Source organism: Streptomyces sp. NPDC091292 (assembly GCF_044757265.1).
In the GTDB taxonomy this organism is placed as follows: Bacteria; Actinomycetota; Actinomycetes; order Streptomycetales; family Streptomycetaceae; genus Streptomyces.
The window spans coordinates 338,458-358,426 of the sequence record NZ_JBIVUQ010000007.1 but is presented as its reverse complement, the minus strand read 5'-3'; the positions used below and the strand labels follow the sequence as shown (position 1 = coordinate 358,426).

The 19,969-nt window shown below is 69.6% G+C and carries 19 protein-coding genes, 1 pseudogene and 1 riboswitch; of the genes and pseudogenes, 12 read left to right on the top strand and 8 right to left on the bottom strand.

Annotated elements, in window-relative coordinates:
* The first annotated feature begins 131 nt into the window (after window positions 1–131).
* A riboswitch (SAM riboswitch) is annotated at window positions 132–296 on the top strand.
* Window positions 297–313: 17 nt separating this feature from the next.
* From thrC to groL, 4 genes are all read left to right on the top strand, one after another.
* Window positions 314–1,603 (top strand): threonine synthase, encoded by a 1,290-nt coding sequence (gene thrC / locus ACIQNU_RS21965; protein WP_401368842.1) that lies wholly within the window; start codon window positions 314–316, stop codon window positions 1,601–1,603.
* A gap of 56 nt (window positions 1,604–1,659) precedes the next feature.
* Entirely contained in the window at window positions 1,660–1,935 is a 276-nt protein-coding gene (locus ACIQNU_RS21960) for a MoaD/ThiS family protein (RefSeq protein WP_401368839.1), read from the top strand.
* Window positions 1,936–2,352: 417 nt separating this feature from the next.
* A complete protein-coding gene (locus ACIQNU_RS21955; protein WP_005315736.1) occupies window positions 2,353–2,556 on the top strand; it encodes a cold-shock protein in 204 nt (67 codons plus the stop codon).
* Window positions 2,557–2,869: 313 nt separating this feature from the next.
* Window positions 2,870–4,492: a chaperonin GroEL gene (gene groL / locus ACIQNU_RS21950; RefSeq protein WP_401368837.1), complete on the top strand. Its 1,623-nt coding sequence runs from the start codon at window positions 2,870–2,872 to the stop codon at window positions 4,490–4,492.
* 112 nt (window positions 4,493–4,604) lie between these two features.
* On the opposite strand, the gene ACIQNU_RS21945 is transcribed toward groL, so the two are convergent.
* On the bottom strand, window positions 4,605–5,468 hold the full coding sequence (locus ACIQNU_RS21945) for an alpha/beta fold hydrolase (protein WP_401368834.1): 864 nt from the start codon (window positions 5,466–5,468) through the stop codon (window positions 4,605–4,607).
* A 297-nt stretch (window positions 5,469–5,765) separates the two neighbouring features.
* On the opposite strand from ACIQNU_RS21945, the pseudogene ACIQNU_RS21940 reads away from it, so the two are divergent.
* A pseudogene (locus ACIQNU_RS21940) lies at window positions 5,766–6,290 on the top strand (class I SAM-dependent methyltransferase); the annotation flags it as partial.
* A gap of 26 nt (window positions 6,291–6,316) precedes the next feature.
* On the opposite strand, the gene ACIQNU_RS21935 reads toward ACIQNU_RS21940, so the two are convergent.
* From ACIQNU_RS21935 to ACIQNU_RS21915, 5 genes are all read right to left on the bottom strand, one after another.
* Window positions 6,317–7,990 carry an MFS transporter gene (locus ACIQNU_RS21935; RefSeq protein WP_401368832.1) on the bottom strand — a complete coding sequence of 558 codons (1,674 nt, stop codon included), beginning with the start codon at window positions 7,988–7,990 and terminating at the stop codon, window positions 6,317–6,319.
* Window positions 7,987–8,556, bottom strand: a complete 570-nt coding sequence (locus ACIQNU_RS21930) for a TetR/AcrR family transcriptional regulator (protein ID WP_401368830.1) — start codon at window positions 8,554–8,556, stop codon at window positions 7,987–7,989. Before ACIQNU_RS21930 ends, ACIQNU_RS21935 begins: the two co-directional genes overlap by 4 nt.
* Window positions 8,557–8,612: 56 nt before the next feature.
* The gene (locus tag ACIQNU_RS21925) at window positions 8,613–10,139 is read right to left on the bottom strand and encodes a PTS transporter subunit EIIC (protein ID WP_401368828.1); all 1,527 of its coding nucleotides are present in this window, start codon (window positions 10,137–10,139) and stop codon (window positions 8,613–8,615) included.
* 289 nt (window positions 10,140–10,428) lie between these two features.
* Window positions 10,429–11,388, bottom strand: coding sequence for an N-acetylmuramic acid 6-phosphate etherase (gene murQ / locus ACIQNU_RS21920; RefSeq protein ID WP_401368825.1), 960 nt, complete (start codon window positions 11,386–11,388; stop codon window positions 10,429–10,431).
* A 111-nt stretch (window positions 11,389–11,499) separates the two neighbouring features.
* Complete coding sequence (locus tag ACIQNU_RS21915; protein ID WP_401368824.1) at window positions 11,500–12,423, bottom strand: MurR/RpiR family transcriptional regulator; 924 nt, start codon at window positions 12,421–12,423, stop codon at window positions 11,500–11,502.
* A gap of 109 nt (window positions 12,424–12,532) precedes the next feature.
* Here ACIQNU_RS21915 and ACIQNU_RS21910 point away from each other — a divergent pair, with 109 nt between their 5' ends.
* From ACIQNU_RS21910 to ACIQNU_RS21890, 5 genes are all read left to right on the top strand, one after another.
* Window positions 12,533–12,907 (top strand): hypothetical protein, encoded by a 375-nt coding sequence (locus tag ACIQNU_RS21910; protein ID WP_401368821.1) that lies wholly within the window; start codon window positions 12,533–12,535, stop codon window positions 12,905–12,907.
* A 4-nt stretch (window positions 12,908–12,911) separates the two neighbouring features.
* Window positions 12,912–13,178: a DUF4031 domain-containing protein gene (locus ACIQNU_RS21905; RefSeq protein ID WP_401368819.1), complete on the top strand. Its 267-nt coding sequence runs from the start codon at window positions 12,912–12,914 to the stop codon at window positions 13,176–13,178.
* Between the two features lie 117 nt (window positions 13,179–13,295).
* Window positions 13,296–13,598, top strand: a complete 303-nt coding sequence (locus ACIQNU_RS21900; RefSeq protein ID WP_401368818.1) for a hypothetical protein — start codon at window positions 13,296–13,298, stop codon at window positions 13,596–13,598.
* A 1-nt stretch (window position 13,599) separates the two neighbouring features.
* On the top strand, window positions 13,600–14,877 hold the full coding sequence (locus tag ACIQNU_RS21895; protein ID WP_401368815.1) for a putative T7SS-secreted protein: 1,278 nt from the start codon (window positions 13,600–13,602) through the stop codon (window positions 14,875–14,877).
* Window positions 14,870–15,793, top strand: coding sequence for a hypothetical protein (locus tag ACIQNU_RS21890; RefSeq protein WP_401368812.1), 924 nt, complete (start codon window positions 14,870–14,872; stop codon window positions 15,791–15,793). The genes ACIQNU_RS21895 and ACIQNU_RS21890 overlap by 8 nt, the downstream gene beginning before the upstream one ends.
* A gap of 571 nt (window positions 15,794–16,364) precedes the next feature.
* Here the strand turns inward: ACIQNU_RS21890 and ACIQNU_RS21885 are convergent.
* Window positions 16,365–17,636 carry a Cmx/CmrA family chloramphenicol efflux MFS transporter gene (locus ACIQNU_RS21885; RefSeq protein ID WP_401369023.1) on the bottom strand — a complete coding sequence of 424 codons (1,272 nt, stop codon included), beginning with the start codon at window positions 17,634–17,636 and terminating at the stop codon, window positions 16,365–16,367.
* 123 nt (window positions 17,637–17,759) lie between these two features.
* Window positions 17,760–18,425 (bottom strand): hypothetical protein, encoded by a 666-nt coding sequence (locus ACIQNU_RS21880; RefSeq protein WP_401368809.1) that lies wholly within the window; start codon window positions 18,423–18,425, stop codon window positions 17,760–17,762.
* 38 nt (window positions 18,426–18,463) lie between these two features.
* Here ACIQNU_RS21880 and ACIQNU_RS21875 point away from each other — a divergent pair, with 38 nt between their 5' ends.
* On the top strand, window positions 18,464–19,135 hold the full coding sequence (locus ACIQNU_RS21875) for a maleylpyruvate isomerase family mycothiol-dependent enzyme (protein ID WP_401368807.1): 672 nt from the start codon (window positions 18,464–18,466) through the stop codon (window positions 19,133–19,135).
* Between the two features lie 134 nt (window positions 19,136–19,269).
* Entirely contained in the window at window positions 19,270–19,959 is a 690-nt protein-coding gene (locus ACIQNU_RS21870) for a copper homeostasis protein CutC (protein WP_401368805.1), read from the top strand.
* Window positions 19,960–19,969: the final 10 nt, after the last annotated feature.

The following is a 19,969-nucleotide window of genomic DNA, read 5'->3' as shown; positions in this document are numbered from 1 at the left end:
CGGGGCGGCGGATTGTTACGTTCGTCTCGGGGTTCGGACGACTATCTCAACTGTCCTGGCCTTCGGTTACAGTCTTGAACAACGCCGGTGACCATCGCATGTCGGGGGTCGCCGCGACCACAACTTCATACCGCTCATCCAGAGGGGCAGAGGGATACGGCCCGTTGAAGCCCCGGCAACCCTCCAGCCGGTCTCGTCCGTGATCAAGGTGAATTCCGATCATGTCCGCGAGGCTCCCGGCTAGGGAAGGTGCCAAATCCGTCTCATGGCGAAACGCGCCATGAGGAAGATGAGGAGAAAGGGCCTCGCCTCCATGGCTGTACAGACTGTCGCTCCCGCCACCGACACCGTAGACCTGGGCCCCGCATCGGCCCTCTCGTGTCGCGAGTGCGGCGAGAGGTTCCCGCTCGGCCCGATCTTCGCCTGCGAGCTGTGTTTCGGCCCGCTCGAAGTGGCGTACGACCTGCCGCTCGGTGACCCGGAAGCGCTCCGTAAGAAGATCGAGTCGGGCCCCGACAACATCTGGCGGTACGCGCCGCTGCTGCCCGTCCCCGCCGATGTCGCGTCCAAGCCGAATCTGAACCCGGGCTGGACGAAGCTGGTCAAGGCCGACAACCTGGCCCGGGAACTGGGGGTCCAGCCCGGCAAGCTGTTCATCAAGGACGACTCGGGCAACCCCACGCACTCCTTCAAGGACCGTGTCGTCGCGCAGGCCATCGAGGCCGCCCGCGCCTTCGGTTTCACGACCCTCTCGTGTTCCTCCACGGGCAACCTGGCCGGCGCGGTCGGCGCCGCCGCCGCCCGCGCGGGCTTCCGCTCCTGCGTGTTCATCCCGCACGACCTGGAGCAGGGCAAGGTCGTCATGGCCGCGGTCTACGGCGGCGAGCTGGTCGGCATCGAGGGCACGTACGACGACGTGAACCGTTTCTGCTCCGAGCTGATCGGCGACCCGCTGGGCGAGGGCTGGGGCTTCGTCAACGTCAATCTGCGCCCGTACTACGGCGAGGGCTCCAAGACCCTGGCGTACGAGATCTGTGAGCAGCTCGGCTGGGAGATCCCGGACCAGCTCGTCATCCCGATCGCCTCGGGCTCCCAGCTCACGAAGATCGACAAGGGGCTCCAGGAGCTGATCAAGCTGGGGCTCGTCGCCGACAAGCCGTACAAGATCTTCGGCGCCCAGGCCGAGGGCTGCTCGCCGGTGTCCGCCGCCTTCAAGGCCGGGCACGACGTGGTGAAGCCGCAGAAGCCGAACACCATCGCCAAGTCCCTCGCCATCGGCAACCCGGCCGACGGCCCCTACGTCCTCGACATCGCGCGCCGTACCGGCGGCGCCGTGGACGACGTGGACGACGAGCAGGTGGTCGACGCGATCAAGCTGCTCGCGCGGACCGAGGGCATCTTCGCCGAGACGGCCGGGGGCGTGACCGTCGGTGTCACGCGCAAGCTCATCGACGCGGGCCTGCTCGACCCCGCGCTGACGACGGTCGTGCTGAACACCGGCGACGGCCTGAAGACCCTGGACGCGGTGGCGCCGACGACCGGCCCGACAGCGACCATCCGCCCGAGCCTGGACGCGTTCCGCGACGCGGGCCTGGCCCGCTGAATCCCCCGCTGAATCCCCCGACGAATACACGACGGATCGACCGGAAAGGCCGGAACATGAGCGTCAACGTCCGCATCCCCACCATTTTGCGTACCTACACCGGCGGCCGGGCCGAGGTCGCCGCCGAGGGCACGACCCTCGCCGAGGTCATCGCCGACCTGGAGAAGAACCACGCCGGGATCTCCGCCCGCGTCCTGGACGACCAGGGCAAGCTGCGCCGCTTCGTGAACGTGTACGTGAACGACGACGACGTCCGCTTCGAGCAGGGCCTCCAGACGGCCACGCCGGACGGTGCCGGTGTCTCCATCATCCCGGCGGTCGCGGGCGGCTGACACGGCGGCTGACGCAGCGTTACCCCTGTTGCCCCCTCCGCGAGAGAAGCGGAGGGGGCAATTCTGTGGGATTGAACGCGATAGAGTTGGGGAAAGGCGTCGCGCGTCGATGCCGCACGCATATGAGTTCTCGGTCGAACGGCGACAAGAAGTAGCCAAAGCGCCCCGCCCCTTTGCGCCTTAGATGGCTTTTGCCGGGCCCGACTTGCCCTGAATTCTATTCAATCAGCCGGAAATTTCCGATCACGCGTGCCCAGATTTCTCGTCCGATTGACCTGTTGCAGACGGCAGTTGGGCAGATACATTCAGCGGCGGTCGACGCGTTCCGGCGCACACCCCCAGCCGTTGGGGGGTGAGGTCTGACCCGGGTCCGCGAAGTGTGGTCCCGTGCAAGGGCCAGTAATAGGGGAGTTAGGCATGGCTCAGGGCACCGTCAAGTGGTTCAACGCGGAGAAGGGCTACGGCTTCATCGCGGTCGACGGTGGTGCGGATGTTTTCGTCCACTACAGCGCGATTCAGATGGACGGCTATCGCACCCTGGAAGAGGGCCAGCGGGTCGAGTTCGAGATCTCGCAGGGTCAGAAGGGGCCGCAGGCGGACATGGTCAAGCTCGCCGTCTGATCTCGGCGCGATCGACCACCGACGCACTCACGCGACACACTCAACCGAAGGGTCCGCGTCCCAGGCATGGGGCGCGGACCCTTCGCGTATGCCCCCGCCGTGCGCCCGTGGTCTCCCCAAGCCGCTTGCACTCGGGTGGGGCGAGTGCTAATCATTGGCGTTAGCACTCTCCAGGTGAGAGTGACAGAACTTGGATCGGGCCGGCGAGGTCCACGGGCCGGGTGGGGCAAGGAACCACAAGGGCCGGGACCGTCCGTCGCGGGCGCCGACACGATCCGGAGCAATCCACCCCTGTCCGGGAGGACCACTTCACATGGCCAAGATCATCGCGTTCGACGAGGAGGCACGGCGCGGTCTGGAGCGCGGTATGAACCAGCTCGCCGACGCCGTCAAGGTCACCCTTGGCCCCAAGGGCCGCAACGTCGTCCTTGAGAAGAAGTGGGGCGCCCCCACGATCACCAACGATGGTGTCTCCATCGCCAAGGAGATCGAGCTTGAGGACCCTTACGAGAAGATCGGCGCCGAGCTGGTCAAGGAGGTCGCCAAGAAGACGGACGACGTAGCCGGTGACGGCACGACGACCGCGACCGTCCTGGCCCAGGCGCTCGTCCGCGAAGGTCTGCGGAACGTAGCGGCCGGTGCCAACCCGATGGCCCTCAAGCGCGGTATCGAGAAGGCCGTCGAGGCTGTCTCCGCCGCCCTGCTTGAGCAGGCCAAGGACGTGGAGACCAAGGAGCAGATCGCTTCGACGGCCTCCATCTCCGCCGCCGACACCCAGATCGGCGAGCTGATCGCCGAGGCGATGGACAAGGTCGGCAAGGAAGGCGTCATCACCGTCGAGGAGGCCCAGACCTTCGGTCTGGAGCTGGAGCTGACCGAGGGGATGCGCTTCGACAAGGGCTACATCTCGGCCTACTTCGCCACCGACATGGAGCGGATGGAGGCGTCGCTCGACGACCCCTACATCCTGATCGCCAACTCCAAGATCGGCAGTGTCAAGGACCTCATCCCGCTCCTGGAGAAGGTCATGCAGTCGGGCAAGCCGCTGCTGATCATCGCCGAGGACGTCGAGGGCGAGGCCCTGTCGACCCTGGTCGTCAACAAGATCAAGGGCACCTTCAAGTCCGTCGCCGTCAAGGCCCCGGGCTTCGGTGACCGCCGCAAGGCCATGCTCGGCGACATCGCGATCCTCACGGGTGGCGAGGTCATCTCCGAGGAGGTCGGCCTCAAGCTGGAGAACGCCGGGCTCGACCTGCTCGGCCGCGCCCGCAAGGTCGTCATCACCAAGGACGAGACCACCATCGTCGACGGCGCCGGCTCCGCCGACCAGGTCGCCGGGCGGGTCAACCAGATCCGCGCCGAGATCGAGAACAGCGACTCGGACTACGACCGCGAGAAGCTCCAGGAGCGTCTGGCGAAGCTGGCCGGCGGCGTGGCCGTCATCAAGGCCGGCGCCGCCACCGAGGTGGAGCTGAAGGAGCGCAAGCACCGCATCGAGGACGCGGTGCGCAACGCCAAGGCCGCCGTCGAGGAAGGCATCGTCGCCGGTGGTGGCGTGGCCCTGCTCCAGGCGTCCGCGGTCTTCGAGAAGCTGGAGCTGGAAGGCGACGAGGCCACCGGTGCCAACGCCGTCAAGCTCGCCCTGGAGGCCCCGCTCAAGCAGATCGCCGTCAACGGCGGCCTTGAGGGCGGCGTCGTCGTGGAGAAGGTGCGCAACCTGGCCGTCGGCCACGGTCTGAACGCCGCCACGGGTGAGTACGTCGACATGATCGCCGAAGGCATCATCGACCCGGCGAAGGTCACGCGCTCCGCGCTGCAGAACGCCGCCTCCATCGCGGCGCTCTTCCTCACCACCGAGGCCGTCATCGCCGACAAGCCGGAGAAGGCCGGCGCCGCGGCGCCGGGCGGCATGCCGGGCGGAGACATGGACTTCTGACCGACCCTCCAGGTCGATCACCGTCCTAGCGCCCTAGCTACGCCCAAAGGCGGCACCCCTCTCCCAGGGGGTGCCGCCTTCGGTCGTTCGTGGGCGCGGATCTTTACGGGGTCTATGCCGCCCGCGCCAGGAACTCCGCGACGATCCGGGTGAATTGGCCGGGGTCGTCGAGCCAGGGATGGTGTCCTGCGGCCGGCTGGACGACCGTCTCGGCCCTCGGGAGCAGCGACGCGACCGTGGCGGCGGTCCGGGGGAGCGGACCGGTGTCCCACTCGCCCGCGAGGATGAGGACCGGCGCGTCCAGGGCGGCCAGCGCCGTGCGGTTCTCGGCGACGGACCCGAAGGCGCCGGGGGACGCGTACATCCGCGCTGCCTCCTCGTTGGTCTGCGCCACCTCGGACTCTGCGTGGGCCTTGGCCGCCGCGTCCCAACGCCCGTAGAAGAAGGGGAGAGCCGCCTCCCAGTCGGCGTCCGCCGCGGTGCCCGCCCAGATCCTCTCGTACGCGTCGCGCGCCGCCGCGAACCACGGCTCGCCCGCGCGCAGCGCGGCGCCCTCGTGCCGGTGCGCCACCGTGAAGTCGACACCGAGGCAGCGCGCGCGGGCCGTGACCAGGGTGAGGCTGCGGATCCGGTGCGGATACCGGGCCGCGTGCAGCAGGGCGAGGTCGCCGGCCGCCGAGTGCGCCAGCACGTCGATCCGGTCGAGACCCAGGTGCTCGCGGAGCGCCTCCACATCCGCCACCTGCCGGTCGCAGCGGTAGGTCGCCGGGTCCGACGGCGTGCCCGACGCGCCGGTGCCGCGCAGGTCGAGCAGGACGAGTCGGCGGTGCCGTGCCAGTCCGCCGAGGTCACCGAGGTAGGCGGCGGCCCGCATCGGTCCGCCGGGCAGGCAGAGCAGGGGCTCGCCGTCGCCGCAGTCGCTTTCGATGACGCGGTACGCGAGGAGAGTTCCGTCGGGGGCCGTGAAGGTGGGCATACGGGCATCGTCGTGAGCGTGCGGTGCGCGCGGCAACGGCTTTTGCGGGATTTCGCAGGCAGGGAGGGGGCGGAAAGCGGGCTGTGGTGGGGTGTGGTCGGGGGCTGGCGGGGGGTTCTGGGGGTGGGTGAGGGGTGGGGGTGCCGGAGGGCGGGGGAGGGGGTGAGGTGGGCGTCCGGGGGGTTGGAGTAATGGGTCTGACCTGGGGTTTTACCGTTGTGCGGGATAGAATTTCCCCTGGCGGAAGGGGAGTTCGTGGAGCGGGAAATTCGTAGTGTTGATGATGTGCTGCGGCTGATGGACCGGTTGTTCGAGGTCGGGGCCGATCGGTGGGGGGAGGGTGGGGTCTCCTGGTGGGACGGGTTTTACTCGGATCGGTCGCGGGGTGTGCCGTTCTTCGTGGCTAAGCCCGATGAGAGCCTGGTGTCGTATGTCGAGCGGGGGGTGGTCCCGGCCGGGCGGGCGCTGGATCTCGGGTGCGGGCCCGGTCGTAACGCCCTGTATCTCGCCTTGGTCGGGTTCGAGGTCGACGCTGTGGATCTGTCGTCCGTCGCCATTGATTGGGGGCGGGAGCGGGCCCGGGACGCCGGGGTCGATGTGCGGTTCCGGTGCGGGGACGCCTTTGCCCTCGCGGGCGGTGAACTCGGCGGACCTTACGACCTCATCCATGACTCCGGGTGCTTCCACCATCTGCCGCCGCACCGCCGGGTCAGCTACCTCGCCCTCCTCGACAGCCGTCTCGCGCCCGGCGGACATCTCGCCCTGACCTGCTTCGCCGCCGGTGCCATGGGGTCGGAGCTGTCCGACGCGGAGCTGTACCGGGCGGGTGGGCTTCAGGGTGGGCTCGCCTATTCGCCGGAGGCGCTGCGCTGGATCTTCTCCGATCTCACGGAGGTGGAACTCCGGCGTATGCGGGACGAGTCCGAGGATTCGGCGTGCTTCGGTGAGTCCTTTCTGTGGACGGCGCTGTTCCGGCGGGACTGAGGGTCACCCGGTCCGGTCTGCTCGGTGGGTGGTGTGGTGCGGTGTTTCAGGGTGCGGTATGTGAACAGGCTGCCCGCCGTCAGGGCCGCCGTGGCGATGGTCAGGGTGAGGGTGTAGCCGTTGTCGAAGGCGGTGGTGGCCGAGTCCAGGAGGGTGCCGGAGTCCGCCGGGGAGAGGTCGCCCGCCGCCGCGCGGGCCTCGTCCAGGCTGTCGGACGCCGTGGCGGGCGCGCCCGCCGGGAGGGTGACGGTCGACGTGTAGACGGCGGTCAGGACGCTGCCGAGGACGGCGACACCGGTGAGGCTGCCCAGTTCGTACGAGACCTCTTCGACGGAGGACGCCATTCCGGCGCGGTGCGCGGGGGCGCCGCCGATGATCGCGGCCGACGCCGCCGTCATGACCGTACCGAGACCGGCGCCCGCCAGGAGCAGGCCGGGCACGACCCACGCCGAGCCGCGCCCGTCGGCGAGGAGCGGACCCGCGCCCGGCGTGAGCAGGATCGTGAGCGCGGTCCCGAGCGCGCCGGCGAGCAACCCGCCGCCGATCAGGGTCCGGACCGGTACGCGGTAGACCAGACCGCCCGTGGCGATGCCCGCCGGCAGAGCGCCCAGGGCGAAGGCGGCGACGAGGAGTCCGGAGGTGAGCGGGGTGAGGCCGAGGACGAGTTGGAGGCGCTGGGTCAGGACGAGTTGGACACCGGCGGTGGCGAACATCGACAGGCCCGCGCCGAGGACACCGATGAGGAGCTGCCGGTTGCGGAAGAGGGCGAAGTCGATCAGCGGGTAGGTCTGGCCGCGCTGGCGCCGTACGAAGGTGAGGAAGCCGATGGCCGAGACCAGCAACGCGACTGCTGCGTAAGCGAGTTCGCGGTCGGCTCCCGGCTTGGCCATTTCCTTGATCGCGTAGACGAGGCCGACCAGGCCGACCATGACCTGGAGCGAGGCGACGGCGTCCCAGGGGCGGTCCTTGCTGCCGGAGCCGCCCGGTGCGAGCAGTACTGTCGCCACGAGGGCGGCCAGCACCACGGGGACGTTGACCAGGAACACCGAGCCCCACCAGAAGTGGTCGAGCAGCAGCCCGCCCAGGACCGGGCCGAGCGCGGTGCCGACCACCGCCATCGTCCCCCACACCCCGATCGCGATACCGCGCTCACGCTCGTCCTCGAAGGTGATGCGGATCAGGGACAGCGTCGCCGGCATCATCGCCGCCGCGCCGACCGCGAGGAACGCCCGCGCGGCGATCAGGACGGCCGCCGAGGGGGCGAACGCGGCCACCAGGGACGCCGTACCGAACAGGACGAGTCCGGTCAGGAACATCCGTTTGTGGCCGACGCGGTCGCCCAGGGTGCCGGCGCCGAGCAGCAGCCCGGCCATGACCAGTGGGTAGGCGTTGATGATCCACAGCTTGTGGGAGGCGTCGGCTTGCAGGTCGGAGGTCAGGGTGGGGAGGGCGGTGTAGAGGACGGTCATGTCCACGGAGATCAGGAGCAGCCCCGCCGAGACGGTGACCAGGACCCACCAGCGGCGTGCGTTGTTCATGACGTACCGCCCGGCGTCCGGCGGGCAGTCGTCCGTGGCTCCGTGAGCGCGATCATCCTGCGGCGCACGGCGTCCTTCACCTCGGGTGAGAGCGTGACCTCCGTGGTCGCCCGGAACAGCCACAGCCCGTCCGCCGCCATCCGCGCCAGGAACAGCTCCACCGCGTCCGGGTCCGGATCGGACGGTTCCGGCACCCAGCGCTCGGCCAGTTCGTCCCACACCCGCGCCAGCTCCGGTTCGGTCGCCGACTGCACCATGAAGGCGAGTTCCGCCTTGCTCGCCCCGCTGGTCGCGCCGAACCGCACATAGGCGGCGGCCCGCTCGCGCGGCGTCGACTCGTCGAACGGTTTGCCCAGCTCGGCGAGCAGGTGGCCGTGGAACTCCTCGGTCAGATGCCGTTGGATCGCCACCAGGAGCGCGTCCCGGGTGCGGAAGTGGTACATCAGGCCGGGCTTGGTCAGGCCGGCCTCCTCGGCCGCCGCGTCCAGGGTCAGGGCGGTGATACCCGCGCGTTCGACCACGCGGACGGCCGCTTCGAGGATGTGGGTCTTGGAGCTGGGGCGCATGGCCGTAACTTTACCATCCGGAAGGTAAAGTTACGAAGGGGGCGGCGGCGTCGCTGTCAGGCGTTCGCCGGTTCGGGATCCGGTTCCGGCGCGGGGGTACGGGCGTCCGGGGCGTCCGGCGCGTCCGCGTTCAGATCCGTCAGCATCTGGGGGCTGAAGCCGAAGAAGTACGTCGCCAGGAAGCCCGCGAGGTACCCGGTCAGGAGACCGGCGCCGTAGATGGCGACCGTCGTACCGAGGCCGTGGTTGCCGTCCAGGAGCGGGAACAGGGCCCAGCCCGACGGGCCGATCGCGGTCGAGCCGACCTTGTCGCCGATCATCGAGAAGAAGCCGACGAACGCGCCGCCCGCCGCTCCGCCCACGCACGCCGTGATGAACGGGCGCCCGAGGGGCAGCGAAACACCGTAGATGAGGGGTTCGCCCACGCCCAGGAAACCGGCCGGCAGCGCCGACTTGATCGTGTTGCGGATCGACCGGTTGTGGCGCAACCGCAGGTAGACCGCGATGGCCGCGCCGACCTGGCCCGCGCCCGCCATCGCCAGGATGGGCAGCAGCACCGTGTAGCCCTGCTGCTCGATCAGGGTGGTGTGGATAGGGATCAGCGCCTGGTGCAGCCCCAGCATCACCAGCGGCAGGAACAGTCCGCCGAGGACCAGGCCCGCGAAGGCGCCCGTGTGGTCGAGGAGCCAGTTCGCCCCCGTACCGATACCGGTCGACACCTCGCCGGCCACGTACATCAGGCCGAAGATCGTGACGAGACCCGTGAGCAGCACCGTGATCGTCGGGGTGACCAGGACGTCGATCGCCTCCGGCACCCACTTGCGGCACCACTTCTCGATGTACGTCGCCAGGACCGCCGCGCCCAGCGCACCGAGCACGCCGCCCTGGCCCGGCGACAGCTTCTGGCCGAACGCCGTGATGTTGGCGACGCCCGGGAACACGATGATCGCGGCGACCGCGCCGCCCAGGATCGGGGTTCCGCCGAACTCCTTCGCCGTGTTGAGGCCGACGAAGACCGCGATCAGCGCCATGAAGCCGGAGGCCATCGCGGCCAGGGCCGGGGTGATGCCGGGGAGCCAGCCGAGGTTGATCAGGAGGCCGTTGAGGCCCGCGATGATGCCGCAGCCGATCAGGGCCGGGATCAGGGGGACGAAGATGTTCGCGATTCGGCGGAGGAAGAGTTTGAACGGGGTCGCGTTCTTCTGCTTGCGGGCCGCTTTGAGGGCGGCGCCTTGGGAGGCGAGTTGCTCTGCCGTTCTGGGCGCCGTCTCGGGGGCCGTCTTGGGGGTTTCGGCCCGTTCCTGTTCGACCAGGGACTCGAATTCCGGGGTGACGCGGGCGACCGTGCCGGGGCCGAGGACGATCTGGTACGTGTCGTCTTCGACGACGCCCAGGACTGCGGGGAGCGCCCTGAGTTCGTCGTCCTGGACGAGGGTTCGGTCGACCAGGGTCAGGCGGAGGCGGGTCATGCAGTGGGTGACGCCGGTGATGTTGGCTGCGCCGCCTACCAGGGGGAGGATCGCCTCCGCCGTGGCTCTGTTCTTGTTGCTGTTCTTGTTGCCGTTGCCGGGGGGTGTGCTCATGGGTTGCGCCTTGCTTTGACGGTGCGGGTCGTCCGGGGTTGTGCCCACCCGTTCCGCCGTGCGGAACGCCTGCCCACAACGGGTCCGGGTGGGGTCGGGGTGCCGTGGGTTCGGGTGGGTCGGGGTGCCGTGGGTTCGGGTGGGTGGGGTCGGGGTGGGTGTGCTGTGCGGATCGCCTGCCCACGACGGGTTCGGGTGGGTCGGGGTCGTGTGGGTTCGGGGTGGGTGGGGGCGCTGTGTGGAACGCCTGCCCGCAACGGGTTCGGCCGTTGGGTGGGCGTTGGGTTGGTCAGATGGCTGAGGTGAGGGCCTTGCGTAGGTGGCCGTTGGCCTTGGTCAGGAGGTCTGTTGCTGTTTTGGCGTCGGCGCCGGTGAGGACGATGAGGATGGCGTTCTTGACCTCGCCGTCGGCCTCGGTGAGGGCCGCGTCGATCGTGGCGTCGTCCGCGTCCGTGGCCAGCGAGACGATCCGCCGGGAGCGGGCGCGGAGTTTGTCGTTGGACGCGCGTACGTCGACCATCAGATTCCCGTACGTCTTGCCCAGCCGGATCATCGTGATCGTCGACAGCATGTTCAGGACGAGCTTCTGTGCCGTGCCCGCCTTGAGCCGGGTGGAGCCGGTGAGGAGTTCGGGGCCGACGACGACCTCGATGCCGTGGTCCGCCGCCGCGGCGAGTGCGCTGTCCGCGTTGCAGGACAGCCCGACCGTCAGAGCGCCGTACCGCGCGCGGGCGTGTTCCACGGCGCCGATCGCGTACGGCGTGCGGCCCGAAGCGGAGATGCCGACCACCACGTCGTCGGCGGTGAGCGCGAGCGCGTCGAGATCGGCCGCCGCCAGCTCCTTGGAGTCCTCGGCGCCCTCGACCGCCGTGATCATCGCGGACGGCCCGCCCGCGATCAGCCCCAGCACCTCGGACGGGTCCGTGTTGAAGGTCGGCGGGCACTCGCTGGCGTCCAGGACGCCGAGGCGGCCCGCGGTCCCCGCGCCCGCGTAGATCAGCCGGCCGCCCCGGGACATCCGGTCCGCCGTGCCGTCGATCGCGGCGGCGATATGGGGCAGCTCCTTGGCCACGGCGGCCGGGACGGTCGCGTCCTCACCGTTCATGATCCGCGCGATCTCCAGCGTGGGGAGCCGGTCGATCTCGGACAGCTCGGGCCGGAACGCCTCGGTGGTCAGCGTGGCGAGCTGGGCGGTGAGGTCCCGGTACTGATCGGGGTGCTGGTCGTGCTTGTGGGTGGGCTCGGTCATCGAAAGCGGCTCTCTGCTTTCCCAAGGGGTTGATGGGGTGACGTAAACGTTTACGTGGTGGGGCGGGCGGTGCCCGTACGCAAGGTGGGTCGGCGGGTGCGGCCGGTCCGGTCAGCGCGGGACGCTGCGCGGGCTGTGGCGGTGCGCGAGCGCCTCGTACGACGCGGAGAGCGCGGGCGCCGCCGTCTCGTACGTCCGCTGGGCGACCCCCACGAACAGGCAGTCCACGACGAGCAGTTGACTCGTACGGGACGACATCGCGGCGGGACGCAGCTCGCTCTCGCGGGCGGTGGACGTGGTGAGGACGTGGTCCGCGTACTGCGAGACCGGTCCGTCCGGGCGTCCCGTGATCGCGATCGTGGTCGCGCCGTGCTCGAAGGCGACGCGGAGCGGTTCGATGACGTCGCCGGTGGAGCCGGAGTGCGTGATCGCGATGGCGACGTCCTTGGCGCGCAGTTGCACGGCGTTGGTGATCGCGAGGTGCGGGTCGCCGTGGGCGTGTGCGATGAGGCCGATACGGGCCAGCTTCTGGGCGAGGTCCTGGCCGACGAGGCTGGAGGCGCCTATGCCGTAGATGTCGGTGCGGCGGGCGCCCGCGAGCGCGGTGACGGCGGCGCCGAGCTGCACGGTGTCGAGCGCGGCTGCCGTGTCGGCGAGGGTCTGCTGCTCGTCGTAGGCCAGCTTGGCGACGACGTCCGCGATCGGGTCGTCGACCGCGATGTCCGCCGTGACGGCCGGGGCGCGGCCCGACTGCTGCTGGGCGGCGAGGCCCGCGAGCGCGAGGCGCAGATCGCGGTAGCCGGGGTAGCCGAGGAGGCGGGCCGTGCGGACGACGGTCGCCTCGCTGGTGCCGGTGAGTTCCGCGAGGCCGGTGACGGTCAGGGCGGCGCAGCCGGCCGGGTCGCCCGCGACGGCCTCGGCGACCCGCTGCATGGACCGCGTCATCGACGGCGCCAGGGTCCGCACCTTCGCGGCGAGGGCCGCCGGCGCGGGCGGGGCATCGCCTGCGAAAATTTCCTTCACGTCTTGGGTCACGATTGAAAGTTACTTTCGGTGTCGTGGGTCGGTCAAGGGTCCAGTGGTTGTGACCTTTGGCGGGGGTTCCGGCTGCGGTTCCCGCGGCGGTTCCGGGGACAATGGGCGTATGGATGCGGAGCTGGAGAGGACCCTGCACACCGCGCGGGCGCTCGTCCTCGCGGACCTGGCGGCCGGCGATGTCGCCGAGGCCGACGTGGTGTCGATGGTCGAGGACGCGGTGGTGCGGCGGCGGTGGTGGGTGGAGCAGTGGCCGGAGGGCGCGGAGTACGTGGCCGGGCTCGTGGCGCAGGACGTGCAGGATGCCCTCCTGGAGGCGTACGGGCGGTGGCCGCTGTGTCCGGTGTGCGGCGCGGGCGACCCGCACGCGCTGGATGTCGAACCCGAGCTGGGTGCCGATCCGCACTGGGTGTGCGGCAAGGCGGGCGTCAAGGTGGCGGCGGTCGGCTCGCTCGGTCGGCTCCCGGGCGCCGGGACGTCGTGACGCCGTGACGGTGTACATCGACCCGCCGACCTGGCCCGGCCACGGGAGCCTCTGGTCGCACCTGGTCAGCGACGCCTCGTACACGGAACTGCACACCTTCGCCGAGCGCCTGGGCGTCCCGCCCCGCGCCTTCGAACGCGACCACTACGACGTGCCGTCCGAGCGGTACGGGGACGCGGTGCGCCTCGGCGCCCTGGAAATAGGCTCCAAGGAGTTGGTCAGGCGGCTGACGGAGGCGGGGTTGCGACGCCCGAAGGGGCGCCCCGCCTGAGCGGGGGCGGGTTTTCCTGTGCCTCTCCCGTGATTCTCGTGTGGCTCTCCTGTGAACCGTCCCGTGAACTCCCCACCCCCGGGGACCTCGTGAGCGACGGGCACTACTGTCGTGCCGGTGAGCGACTTACGGCTTGACGACACGATCTTCGAAGACCTGAAGAACACCTTCTCCACGATCAGCGACCGTATGGACACCGCGCGCCGCACTCTCAAAGGCGCGGACGGTTCGGCCGTCGGCGCGAGCAAACTCGTCGAGGAAGTGCACGACTTCGCCGACGAGTGGGGCTACGGCATCAAACAGCTCGGCAAGCACACTCAGGGCGCCGTCAAAATGATCAACAAAATCGGCGACGAGTTCAGCAAGCTCGACCAGGACCTCGCCGAATCCCTCAAGTCCGCCCAGAAGAAGGGCAAGTGAGGTGACCGGCAAACGCCCCGCGTACCCGAACATCGGCTGGGATCCCACTCCCGGAGATGTGGACGACACCCGGGATCTGGCGCGGAAGCTGGGTGGTCTGGCCTCGGAACTCGGGTCCTCGTTACGGGACTTGGAGCGGATCGAATGCGGCGCGTGGAAGGGCAAGGCCGCGAACGCATTCGTCGAGTACCTGGGGAAGGACGTCACACCGCTCGTCCGCAAGAGCCACGATTCTTTCGACAAGGCGTCGCGTGCGCTGCACAAATGGGCCGGGGAGTTGAAGGACTTCCAGGACGAGGCCGACCGGCTGGAGAAGGCGGCGGGGGAGAAGCTCGACGCCAAGGAGGAGGCCGAGCAGAAGGCCGAGGGCAAGGGCAGCGAGGACCTGGGCAAAGCGTCGGGTGAAGTCAACGAGATCATCAACAAGGTCCACGACCTCGAAGACCGATACAACCGCGCCGCCGGGCTGATCAGCAAGGAACTCGACAAGGCCGGCGACATCGCGCCCAATGAGCCCGGTTTCTGGGACAAGCTCACCAAGGGGGTCGCGGACGCGTGGAATGCCACCGGGAAGTGGATCAAGGATCATGCGGATCTGATCAAGCTGATCGGTGACTTGTTGAGCGATCTGACGGCGATTCTGGCGCTGCTCGCCATCGTCACGCTCCCGTTCCCGCCCCTGGCAGCGATCTTCGGTACGGCCGCACTTATTACGAGTGGCCTCGCGCTGGTGGCTCATAGCGTCGCCAAAGCGGCGGGGGCGGATGTGAGTTGGATGCAAATCGGGTTGGACGCGGTGGGGTTGCTGCCGGGGATCGGGGCGTTCAGTAAGGGGATCAAGATAGTGGGCAAGGCTGAGGCGGGCGCCAAGGTCACTGCATTGGGCAAGGGGTTCACGAAGAACCCGCTGGGAAACTCGCGCATGATCATGTCCGTGGGCAAAGCGGCGAAGGAGGCAACCGGCGGGTTCAAGCTGCTGCCCGGCAAGGTGGTACTCGGCGGCAGCTTCGACGATGTCTACTCGGTCGCACACAGCTCCAGCGGCATTCTTTCCCGCATGGGAGGTATCGCCCACAAGGGTTACCAATCGGGGCAGTGGATCGGCTCGCGGAGTGCCAATCTGCTCCCGGGTGTGAACATCAATCCCATGGGGGTGGGAGCCATGGCCGTGGACGGTGCGCTCAAGATCGCCCCGAAGCTCGTGAGTATTCCCCAGCACATAGGCGAGGCCATCAATCCCGGTGACCAGTTCGAGAAATCGGCGGCAGGGCATGGATAGCGACATCTGGCAGCCCGAACCGGGCGAGACGCTCCTCACCCGTAAGTACGTCTGCTTCGCGACGGGTGCGGCCATACGCGTCTCCGGTATGCGCTGGTTTCGGGACACCGAACGGCGTGATATTCAGAAGGATTTGCCGGGCTGGCCGGAAGGGCCGGTCTACGAGGCCCGCTCGACAGGCAATACCGTGGCCCGGGGCACGGTGAAGGGCGTATTCATGGCTGTCGGCGTTGCGATCATGGGTGCCCTCTCATCCCAGGGCGGCAGTGTTGGCCCCGGCCGCGACCCCCGTGGCTCCGACAAGTCCCAGGACCGCGCCGACGAGGTTGAGGACTTCCCGGTCCTGTGGGGCGCGCCCGGTACCGTCGCCCGTACCCTGCCCTGGCAGTTGGATCCGGCCCGAGTGGACCCCAAGTACTACCGCACGCACGCGATCGTCACGGACCGCCGTCTGGTCATTGTGGGACTCCCGTACGAAAAGAAGCGCGACGAGAACATCGAGGATGAATTCCTGTGGGAGATTCCTCGATCGCGCATTCTGCGGACGGAGTTGAAGAACTTCAAGGATGGGAGCGACGTCAAACTCGTCTTCGATGACGGTTCGTGGTGCAGGCTGTCGGCTCTCTCGCGGGAATCGTTCGTCCAGCACCTCATCTACCCCGAAGAACTCCTACCCCTTGAATCCCTCACCCCGGCACAGCGGGAGACTCTGGACGGCTTCATCGAGGACATGCATCAGCGCGGATTCGATACCGGAACCCCTGTGGTCAGTCGTCGTGCCTGCGGCCACTACATGGTCAAGGTTCCCGTCCCGAGTCGGCTGACCGCGCCCTTCGGATACTCGTGGCACGACCTCAGCCTCAACGCCGACGGCACCCAGCTCGAATTCAAGGACTACCACCCGGAAGATTACTGAACCCCATGGCAACGCCCCCACCCCCCTTCTCCTTCCGCACCCCAGAAGCCTTCTTCGTGCTCCCCCTCGGGGACACCGCCGAGCAGCGTGCCGAGCGATCGGAGACCTTCGTACGGGTGCTGTACTCGCGCGGCGACGAAAGCATCTGGGAGCCCGCCGCCCCCTACTACGCGGCCGTCGCAGAACTGATGGGCGACTCCGGGATCTCGTACTCCGCGATGGGGTTGTTCTCCACCGGCGAGGAGGAGCGGGGGCTCGGGTCCGACGGGGTCGCCCAGTGTGCCTTCACCGTCGCCACCGTCCCGACCGATCAGGACGACGGCGACACCGACACCGTGGCGCAGGGCATCCTCGCTGTGCTCTCCGGGGACCCGAACAACGACGCCCGGTGGCTGGATCTGCCGTGTGGTCCGGCGGTGTCCCGGATCACTTTGAGTCAGTACACCTTTCCCGCCGAAGCGACCGCCGACGGTGAGGAGGTCGAACTGCTCACCGGGCAGATCCAGGTCCATGTCCCGTACCCCACGGGCCCGTTCACCGCGGTGTTCACGCTCGACACCGCCTCCATGGACTACTGGTCCGAACTCTGCGACGTGATGGCGGCCGTGCTGCGGACCGTGTCCTTCACCGATACGGAACCGGACACGGAACCGGACGCCGATGACGCCACCGGCACCGAGGGCGCCGTCCCCGTCCCGCCCCGCTGATGCAGCCGTAGCGACACCGCGACCACCCCGATCGCCGCCAGCATGATGGCCGCGCCCGCCCACGCCGTCGCCGCGAAGCCGAACCCCGCGTCGATGACCGTGCCGCCCAGCCAGGGGCCGCCTGTGTTGCCGAGGTTGAAGGCCGCCGTGGTCGTCGCGCCGGCCAGGGTGGGGGCCGCGCCCGCGACGTTGAACAGGCGGGCGTTCAGGGCCGGGGCCGTGTAGAAGGCGGAGAGGCCGAGCAGGAACGACAGCACCACCGCCGCCACCGCGAACTGCCCGAGCAGGGCCAGCAGGGCCAGCAGCACGGTCGACGCCGTGATGCCCGACAGCAGCACGCCGAAGAGGTGCGCGTCGGCGACCCGGCCGCCTATCGCCGTACCGATCAGCGCGCCCACGCCGAACAGTCCGAGCACCATCGGCACCCAGCTTTCGTCGAGGCCCGCGACATCCGTCAGCAGCGGCGCCAGATAGCTGAAGGTGCAGAACACGCCGCCCGCCGCGAGCGCGGTGATCACGATCGACAGCCACACCTGCCGGTCCCGGTAGATCCGCACCTCGCGGCGCAGGCTCGGGCGCTCGGCGGGGAGCGGGATACGGGGGATCAGGGTGACCACGCCGGCCAGTGCGATCGCCGACGCCAGGGCCACCGCCCAGAACGCCGAGCGCCAGCCCAGGTGCTCCCCGAGGAAGGCGCCCGCCGGGACGCCGAGGACGTTCGCTATGGACAGGCCGCCGATCATCACGGCCATCGCCCTCGCCCGCTGGTTCCACGGCACCATCGCTATGGCCACGGCGGCGCCCACCGCCCAGAAACCGGCGCACGCGAGGGCGCTCACCACCCGGGACGCGAACAGCACCCCGTACGTCGGGGCCAGCGCGCCCGCGACCTGGCCGAGCCCGAACACCGTGATCAGGGCGATCAGGGTCGTCCGGCGCGGCAGCCGCAGCGTCGCCACCGCGAGCAGCGGCGCCCCCACCACCATGCCCACCGCGAACGCCGAGATCAGCAGACCCGCCTGCGGAATCGTTACGTCCATGTCGTCCGCGATCGGCGGCAGCAGCCCCGACAGCATGAACTCACTCGTGCCCAGGGCGAACACCGAGAGGCCGAGGATGTAGACGGCGAGGGGCATACGCGGCGAGGAGGACGAGGCGGAGCGGAGGGGACGGGTCATGGCGTCAGGTTCGGCGTCGGGCATGACAGTCGTCAACCGGCCGGTCGCCACTGACATTCCCGCGCCCGAACCCCTGCCAGGTCAGCCGGTCAGCCGCGCCAGCTCCGCCGCCATGTTCCGGCGCGCGTCCGCCTCCCAGACCCGGGTGCCGTACGGCGTACGGAACAGCCTCGGCAGCGCGAGGAGTTGGCGCAGGACATCGGCCCGCCCCGCCCGGAAGGCACCGTCGGGCACGAACCCGTACTCCTCGCGCACGGCGCCCGCGTACGCCGCGTACGCCTCCGGTCCCCCCGCGAGCACCGCGAGATCCGCGTCACACAGCACCGCGCCGTTGCCGTCGCCGTCGGCCGCGTCGTGCGTGACGGTCAGCCGGACCAGACGGGCGACCTCGCGGGTGCCGGCCGCGTCGACGCCGAGTTCTGGCAGCGCGCGCTCGGCGAGCCGGGCGCTGCGCTCCTCGTTCTCGGACCGGTCCGGCTGATACACCGCGTCGTGGAACCAGGCGGCGAGCCGTACGAGGGCGGGCTCGGCCGCGTACTCCTCCAGTACGTCGATGTGGCGCAGGACCGCGAGGAGGTGGTCGGTGGTGTGGTAGCGGCGCCGGGGCTCGGCCCAGCGGGCGAGCAGCGCGTCGGCGTACGGCAAGGACATAGCGGTCTCGCCGGTCCCCCCGGCCGCCGCGACGGCCGCCGACCACCGGTCGCGCAGTTCGGGCCGGGCGGGGTGCGGAGAAAGTACGGGTGCCATGGGGTCATTCTCCGGCGCAGTCGCCCTAGCGTGTGCCCATGACACTTACTGACGCGTACGACGTACGGGACCCCGAGCTGCCGGGGACGCTTCTCGCCGCCGAACGGGACGCCTTGATTCCGCTGCTGCGGAGCAGGCCCGACGCGGACTTCGCGCTGCGGACCGCGTGTCCGGGCTGGACCGTGCGGGACGTACTGGCGCACTGCGGCTCCGCCCTGCTGCGGGTGGTCGAGAACCGTTTCGAGCGGGGCGTGTACTCGCCCGAGTCGAACGACCGCGACATCGCCGAGCGCGCGGACTGGCCGGTCTCGCGGATCGTGGACGAACTGGAGCACGGGATGACCGAGGCCGGCCCGCTGATCGCGAAGGCGGGCGGCGTCCTCGACATGATCGCGGTGGGCGAGTGGGTGCACGCGGGGGACGTACGGGAGGCCTTCGGGGAGCCCGGCGCGTACGGGGGCGACCGGCTCGCGTACGCGCTGCCGCTGCTCGCCCGGATCAGCCGGGAGAAGGACCATGTGCCGCTCCACGCCGACCTGGACGACCGGGACGAGCCGCTGCGGTTCGGCGGGGCGCCGGGGGACCGGCCGCCCGCGCGGTACCTCGGCGACGCGGCCACGCTGATCCGCCTCTACTCGGGGCGTCCGCTGGTCGGGACGCGGTACGAACTCGCGGGGGCGGGGGAGAAGGAGCTGAACTTGTTCGGGTGAGGCGGGTCTCCCGGTTCGGGGTGGGTTTGGCGCGGGTACTCTGGGATATTGGACTAGACCTATAGCCAGGCCAGTAGCCAGACCCTTGGCTGGAGCTGTTGGCCCGCCCGAGCCGCACCGAGAGATGGGGTCCCATGAGCAAGCGTGCAGTCCTGGAGGTGATCGCCCTCGACGCCGGGGACGCGGTCGCCGCCGAGGCCGGAGGCGCGGACCGGCTGGAGCTGGTCACCGACATGGCCGCCGACGGGCTGACGCCGTCACGCGAGACCTTCGCCGCGATCCGCGCCGCCGTGGACATCCCGCTGCGCGTGATGCTCCGGCTGGCGGACGGGTTCGCGGCGGGGGACGTGGACGCGCTGGTGGGGGCCGCGCGGTCGCTGCGGGCCGAGGGGGCGGACGAGTTCGTGCTCGGGTTCCTCACGGATGCCGGGGACGCGGATGTTCCGGTGGTGGACGCGCTGGTCGCCGAGCTGGGCGGCTGCCGCTGGACCTTTCACCGGGCGATCGACCGCGCGGCGGACCGCGACGCGGTGCGCAAGCAGCTCGCGGATCTGCCGGGGCTCGACACCTATCTGACCGCCGGTTCGGCGGCCGGGGTCGACGACGGGATGACAACGTTGCTCGCGGAGTCCGCGCGGACCGGGGAGCCCGGGTACACCCAGCACCTCCTCGTCGGTGGCGGCCTCCGCCTCGACCATGTCTCCCGCCTCAAGTCGGCCGGTGTGACGGGCTTCCATATCGGCGGGGCGGCCCGGCCCGAGGGGTGGCGGGGGCCGGTGTCGACCCCCGCGGTCCACGAGTGGCGACAGGTACTGGACGAGTAACAGGTACTGG

Bases quoted from the DNA above. Each gene is read 5' to 3' on its own strand.
- ACIQNU_RS21955 (WP_005315736.1), top strand. From the start codon at position 2,353: ATGGCTCAGGGCACCGTCAAGTGGTTCAACGCGGAGAAGGGCTACGGC.
- thrC (WP_401368842.1), top strand. From the start codon at position 314: ATGGCTGTACAGACTGTCGCTCCCGCCACCGACACCGTAGACCTGGGC.
- ACIQNU_RS21880 (WP_401368809.1), bottom strand. From the start codon at position 18,425: ATGGCACCCGTACTTTCTCCGCACCCCGCCCGGCCCGAACTGCGCGAC.
- ACIQNU_RS21890 (WP_401368812.1), top strand. From the start codon at position 14,870: ATGGATAGCGACATCTGGCAGCCCGAACCGGGCGAGACGCTCCTCACC.
- ACIQNU_RS21960 (WP_401368839.1), top strand. From the start codon at position 1,660: ATGAGCGTCAACGTCCGCATCCCCACCATTTTGCGTACCTACACCGGC.
- ACIQNU_RS21875 (WP_401368807.1), top strand. From the start codon at position 18,464: ATGACACTTACTGACGCGTACGACGTACGGGACCCCGAGCTGCCGGGG.
- ACIQNU_RS21945 (WP_401368834.1), bottom strand. From the start codon at position 5,468: ATGCCCACCTTCACGGCCCCCGACGGAACTCTCCTCGCGTACCGCGTC.
- ACIQNU_RS21925 (WP_401368828.1), bottom strand. From the start codon at position 10,139: ATGAGCACACCCCCCGGCAACGGCAACAAGAACAGCAACAAGAACAGA.
- ACIQNU_RS21870 (WP_401368805.1), top strand. From the start codon at position 19,270: ATGAGCAAGCGTGCAGTCCTGGAGGTGATCGCCCTCGACGCCGGGGAC.
- ACIQNU_RS21935 (WP_401368832.1), bottom strand. From the start codon at position 7,990: ATGAACAACGCACGCCGCTGGTGGGTCCTGGTCACCGTCTCGGCGGGG.
- groL (WP_401368837.1), top strand. From the start codon at position 2,870: ATGGCCAAGATCATCGCGTTCGACGAGGAGGCACGGCGCGGTCTGGAG.
- ACIQNU_RS21930 (WP_401368830.1), bottom strand. From the start codon at position 8,556: ATGCGCCCCAGCTCCAAGACCCACATCCTCGAAGCGGCCGTCCGCGTG.
- ACIQNU_RS21910 (WP_401368821.1), top strand. From the start codon at position 12,533: ATGGATGCGGAGCTGGAGAGGACCCTGCACACCGCGCGGGCGCTCGTC.
- murQ (WP_401368825.1), bottom strand. From the start codon at position 11,388: ATGACCGAGCCCACCCACAAGCACGACCAGCACCCCGATCAGTACCGG.
- ACIQNU_RS21885 (WP_401369023.1), bottom strand. From the start codon at position 17,636: ATGCCCCTCGCCGTCTACATCCTCGGCCTCTCGGTGTTCGCCCTGGGC.